The 6,214-nt window shown below is 49.7% G+C and carries 3 protein-coding genes; all 3 read left to right on the top strand.

Annotated features, from left to right (window positions below):
• Window positions 1-374 precede the first annotated feature (374 nt).
• The 3 genes from aspT (at window position 375) to BHV83_RS08310 (ending at window position 6,190) form a co-directional block, all read left to right on the top strand.
• Window positions 375-2,075: an aspartate-alanine antiporter gene (aspT, locus tag BHV83_RS08320; protein ID WP_005649926.1), complete on the top strand. Its 1,701-nt coding sequence runs from the start codon at window positions 375-377 to the stop codon at window positions 2,073-2,075.
• Between the two features lie 57 nt (window positions 2,076-2,132).
• Window positions 2,133-3,773: a bifunctional aspartate transaminase/aspartate 4-decarboxylase gene (locus BHV83_RS08315; protein WP_286757334.1), complete on the top strand. Its 1,641-nt coding sequence runs from the start codon at window positions 2,133-2,135 to the stop codon at window positions 3,771-3,773.
• 170 nt (window positions 3,774-3,943) lie between these two features.
• The gene (locus BHV83_RS08310) at window positions 3,944-6,190 is read left to right on the top strand and encodes an aconitate hydratase (protein ID WP_286757332.1); all 2,247 of its coding nucleotides are present in this window, start codon (window positions 3,944-3,946) and stop codon (window positions 6,188-6,190) included.
• Window positions 6,191-6,214: the final 24 nt, after the last annotated feature.

The raw sequence follows: 6,214 nt of genomic DNA, 5'->3' as shown, positions 1-6,214 counted from the left end.
GGCTCCCTACACCCGGATGTAAAGGATGGCAACATGGGGGTGTTTACGGAATTATGTGCTTGTTTCATAAACAAAAATGCCATGTTTCAGAAGTGATAGAGGAGTGATACAGGAAAACGTCCTGTATCACTCCTCTAACGCTTGAATGTTAATAGCTACAACCTTCGTAGTGATAGAGTGATAGAGGATTTGTAGAAAACTTCGTATGAAGATCACAACCTTGGAAAATTTTGATGCGGTTGTCCTAAAAGATGGATAATATGTTTTGATATACCAACTATAAATTTAACTCCGGTTTCAGTCGGTTTAACACAACAACTCTTTCGTCTGCCGTGTTTCATTATCAATTTTATTAACGCCAAAAAAATAGATTTATGGAATGGTTTGCCAATTTGCTCCGGCATTACCCGGAGCTTGCTATCTTTCTCACGCTGGCTTTCGGCTTCTGGATCGGTAAATTCAAGATTAAAAAGTTCACGTTAGGAACGGTAACCAGCGTCTTGCTGGTCGGTGTATTGATCGGACAATTGCATATCGATATCGGAGCTCCGTTGAAATCGGTATTTTTTCTGATGTTCTTGTTTGCCGTAGGGTATAGTGTCGGTCCGCAATTCTTCCGAGGATTGAAAAAAGAGGGATTGCCACAGGTATTGTTTGCCGTCGTGATGTGCCTGTTCTGCCTGTTGGCCCCGTTTGTGCTGGCAAAGATCATGGGCTATTCTGCCGGAGAGGCAGCCGGTCTGTTGGCAGGTTCGCAGACGATATCAGCCGTACTCGGTGTGGCTGAAGATACGATTAACCAATTAGGAATACCGGTGGCAGATAAAACGGATATGATCAATGTCATGCCGGTAGCCTATGCCGTCTCTTATATTTTCGGTACGGCTGGTTCCGCTTGGATCATGAGTGATATTGCTCCCCGTCTGTTGGGAGGGATCGAATCGGTCAAGAAAGCCTGTCGCGAACTGGAAGCCAAAATGGGTTCGGACGACGAAAGCGAGCAACCCGGCTTCATGCCTGCCGCCCGTCCGATCACGTTCCGCGCCTACAAGATTAACAATGGCTGGTTCGGCGCGGGAAAGACCGTGAAAGAGCTGGAAGATTATTTGGAGGGACAAGGAAGACGCCTTTTCGTCGAACGGGTTCGTATCGATGGTGTGATTCGGGATGCGAAATCCGACCAAATGCTTTTGAAAGGAAACGAAGTCGTGCTCAGCGGACGTCGTGAATTTGTGATCGGAGAAGAGGACTGGATCGGCGATGAAGTAAATGATATCGAATTGTTGGACTTTCCGGCCGAAACCCTGCCCGTATTGATCTCCCGCAAAGAATATGCAGGCATGACAGTCGCTAAACTACGCAAATTACCAGTTATGCACGGTGTCAGCATCAAGAGCATCAAACGTGCTGGTATCAACATTCCGGTTTTAGCCGCGACGACGATCGATCCCGGCGACATGTTGGAGTTGGTTGGTACAAAATTGGAGGTGAATGCGGCTGCCGATACATTAGGCTATGCCGACCGCCCGACGAACCAGACGGATATGATTTTCGTCGGCCTCGGAATTTTTCTCGGAGGTGTCGTGGGGGCCTTGGCGATCCATTTCGGAGGTGTTCCCATCAGCTTGAGTACGAGTGGCGGGGCGTTGATCGCCGGGTTGGTCTTCGGATGGTTGCGTTCCAAGCATCCGACTTTCGGACGAATTCCGGAACCTTCCCTTTGGGTATTGAATAATGTCGGGTTGAATATGTTCATCGCTGTTGTCGGTATTACGGCCGGACCGAGCTTTGTCACCGGCTTGAAGGAGGTCGGCGTCAGCCTCTTCTTCATCGGTGCGTTGGCTACCGCTATCCCATTGATCGTCGGTGTGCTGTTGGGAAGATATGTCTTTAAGTTCCACCCGGCCATTACGTTGGGCTGTACATCTGGAGCGCGTACGACCACAGCAGCTTTAGGTGCTGTGGAAGATGCCGTGGAGAGCCAGACACCCGCATTAGGCTATACGGTGACATACGCGGTCGGTAATACCCTGTTGATCATTTGGGGAGTCGTGATCGTCCTCTTGATGACCTGAAGGGTATTGGAAGTATTGTTTTTATATACTCATTATATTCAATTAAGTTATTTCTCTATGACACACAAAATCACTCGTGAATACGAAAAGAAAATGTCAGAAATCAGTCCTTTCGAACTGAAAAATATCCTGATAGACCTTGCGGACGAAAGCGCCCGTAAGAGTACGCATATCATGCTGAACGCAGGGCGTGGCAATCCGAACTGGATCAGTACTGTACCCCGCGAAGCCTTTTTCCTGCTCGGCCAGTTCGGACTGGAAGAATGCGCCCGTTCCTCCGAATATGGCGAGGAAATGATCGGACTGGCCGGTATCCCCGAAAAGAAACGTATCGCTACCCGTTTCACGCAATTCCTGATGAAGCACGCCGGCTCTCCCGGCATGGCACTGCTGAAAGACACCTACGATTATCTTGTGAATGAGAAAGGAGTCGATGAGAACGACCTCGTACACGAATGGGCGGAAGGCGTCATCGGAGACCAGTATCCCGTTCCCGACCGCATCCTGAAATATACGGAAGTATTGGTCGAAGACTACCTGAAGCAGGAATTGTGCGACAACCGCCCGCCCAAAGGGAAGTTCGATCTCTTTGCTACCGAAGGGGGAACCGCCGCGATGTGCTATATATTCGATTCTCTGCAACAAAATTTCCTTCTTGGTAAAGGTGACAAGATCGTCCTGTTCGCCCCGGTATTCACTCCTTATATAGAGATACCGGAACAAGCCCGCTACTTGTTCGATGTAACCGAAATCCACGCTTGTAAAATGACAAAAGACGGCTATCATACCTGGCAGTACAAGGAAGAAGACCTGGACATTCTGAAAGACCCTTCTGTCAAGGCCGCCTTTATCGTCAATCCGAGCAATCCGCCTTCGTACGGTTTGACAGATGGTTTGATGAAACGTATTGTAGATATCGTACGCAATGACAATCCGAACCTGATGATCATTACCGATGATGTCTATGCGACCTACATTCCCCATTTCCGTTCGATCATGGCGGAATTGCCGGAGAACACCCTCTGCGTCTATTCCTTCTCCAAATATTTCGGAGCGACAGGCTGGCGCCTGGCCGTTGTCGCGTTGCACGAAGAGAATATATACGACCGGATGCTGAAGGAATTGCCGGCAGAGCGGAAAGAGCAGTTGAACGAACGCTATAGCAGTATTTCGCTCCATCCAGAGGAAATCCGTTTCATCGACCGTATGGTTGCCGACAGCCGTCAGGTCGCCTTGAACCATACCGCCGGTCTTTCGCTGCCGCAACAGACGCAAATGGCGCTCTTTGCCTCCTTCTCTCTGCTGGATCGCGAGAATGCTTATAAGGCGAAGATGCAGCAGATCATTCACGACCGCCTTCATACGCTTTGGGAAAGCACCGGTTTCACATTGCTCGACGATCCGTTGTGTGCCGGCTACTATAGCGAGATTGATATGTTGGTCTGGGCGAAGAAATTTTACGGAGATGATTTCGTTGTCTACTTACAGGAAAATTACGAGCCGGTAGACGTCGTGTTCCGCCTGGCACAAGAAACTTCACTGGTATTGCTCAACGGTGGCGGATTCGATGCACCAGAGTGGTCCATCCGCTGTTCGCTAGCCAATCTGAAACGTGAAGATTATGTCCGTATCGGGGAAGGAATCGCTTCCATTTTGCACAGCTATGCGGATAAATGGAAAGAATCGTTGAAGGAATAAACAAAGCCTTTGAACAAAACGGGCTCCCGCTACGTTCTATTATTGAACGTATAGGGAGCCCGTTCTCATAGATACCCTTTATCAGCCGATAGAAATTATTGAATAAAAGGTATTTATATAAATACTATTTTTATCCCATCCTACATTGCTAACTAATAAAAAGAATAGATATGGTGTACGACATTGACATGCTGAGAAGCTTTTATTCTAATTTCCCGAAGCGGGTGGATGCAGCTCGCGAACAGGTTGGCCGTCCGTTGACCCTGGCTGAAAAAATATTATATGCACATTTGTATGAAGAATCGGACATCTGTCCTTTCCGCCGTGGTGAAGATTATGTGAATTTCCGTCCTGACCGTGTCGCGATGCAGGATGCGACCGCGCAGATGGCGTTGCTTCAGTTCATGAATGCAGGAAAATCCAAATCGGCCGTTCCTGCCACCGTGCACTGCGATCACCTGATCCAAGCGAATATGGGAGCTAAGACGGATATCGCAACGGCTACGCAGAGCAACAGCGAAGTCTATGATTTCCTAAAATCCGTTTCCGACAAGTACGGTATCGGTTTCTGGAAACCGGGAGCCGGCATTATCCATCAGGTAGTGCTTGAGAACTATGCTTTTCCCGGCGGTATGATGATTGGTACGGACTCGCATACGCCAAATGCGGGTGGTCTGGGGATGATTGCCATCGGTGTAGGCGGCGCTGACGCAGTGGATGTGATGACAGGTATGGAATGGGAGTTGAAAATGCCGAAACTGATAGGTGTAAAACTGACTGGTAGCCTGAGCGGATGGGCATCTCCGAAGGACGTGATCTTGAAACTGGCAGGAATCCTCACTGTGAAGGGTGGGACGAATGCCATCATCGAATATTTCGGTCCCGGTGCCGCATCCTTGTCTGCGACGGGGAAAGCGACGATCTGTAATATGGGAGCCGAGGTGGGTGCCACGACTTCCCTTTTCCCGTTCGATCTGAACATGGCCACTTATTTGCGTGCTACGGGACGTGATGATGTGGCCGAGTGGGCAACAGCCGTTTCCGACTATTTGGAAGCCGATATGGATGTGCAGGCTCAACCGGATTCTTTTTATGACCGTGTGATTGTAATCAATTTGTCCGAATTGGAACCGCATATCAATGGCCCGTTCACGCCGGATGCGGCAACGCCTATTTCCGAGTTTGCTACCAAAGTGAAGGAGAATGGTTGGCCCCGCAAGATGGAAGTTGGACTGATCGGTTCTTGTACGAACTCGTCCTACCAAGATTTGAGCCGTGCCGCTTCAATTGCCCGCCAGGCAGCCGAAGACAAGATACCGGTGGCAGCTCCGCTGATTATCAACCCCGGCTCCGAACAGATACGCTATACGGCCGAACGGGACGGTATCCTCGGAGATTTCGAGCAAATTGGCGCGACAGTTATGGCCAACGCCTGCGGTCCGTGTATCGGGCAATGGAAACGGCATACCGACGACAATACGCGCAAAAACTCCATCGTTACCTCCTTTAACCGTAATTTCGCCAAACGAGCAGACGGCAACCCGAACACGCATGCCTTTGTTGCTTCCCCGGAACTGACGCTCGCGCTGACCATCGCCGGAGACCTTTGTTTCAACCCGCTGACCGATACACTGAAAACCGCCGACGGCCGCGAAGTGAAACTGAAAGAACCGGAAGGCACCGACTTCCCGCCGAAAGGATTCGAAGTGAAAGACAACGGGTATGTTGTCCCGACGGGGAAGGACGCCGAAGTGGTAATCAATCCCGGCTCCAACCGTTTACAGGTCTTGAAGCCTTTCGCCGCTTGGGACGGCAAAGAGCTGATCGAAATGCCGCTGTTGCTGAAGGCTGAAGGCAAATGTACGACCGACCATATCTCGATGGCTGGTCCGTGGCTTCGCTTCCGCGGCCATTTGGAGAATATTTCGGACAATATGCTGATGGGGGCTGTGAATGCTTTCAACGGCAAGACAAACAGCATATTGAACCAGCTGAACGGCAAGTATGAGGCTGTGTCGGCCGTCGCCAAACAGTATAAGGCAAAGGGAATTTCATCTATCGTCGTAGCAGAAGAAAATTATGGTGAGGGATCGTCTCGCGAACATGCCGCTATGGAGCCTCGTTTCCTGAATGTAAAAGTGATCCTTGCCAAAAGCTTCGCCCGCATCCATGAAACGAACCTGAAAAAGCAGGGTATGCTTGCCCTCACTTTTGCCGATAAGGATGATTATAAGAAAGTACGCGAGGAAGACAAGATTTCGATTGTCGGCTTGAAAGAGTTCGCCCCCGGAAAGCCGCTGACGGCAATCCTTTACCATGCCGACGGCACAGAAGAATCGTTCGCGGTGAATCATACCTATAATGAGTTGCAGATAAAATGGTTTAAAGCGGGAGCAGCGTTGAATGCAGCCCGATGATAAATTATTGATTTATGGTCGAAT

This window comes from Parabacteroides sp. merdae-related_45_40 (assembly GCF_001915675.1).
Note: the sequence above shows the minus strand (reverse complement) of the source record. Positions and strands in the feature narration are given on the sequence as shown.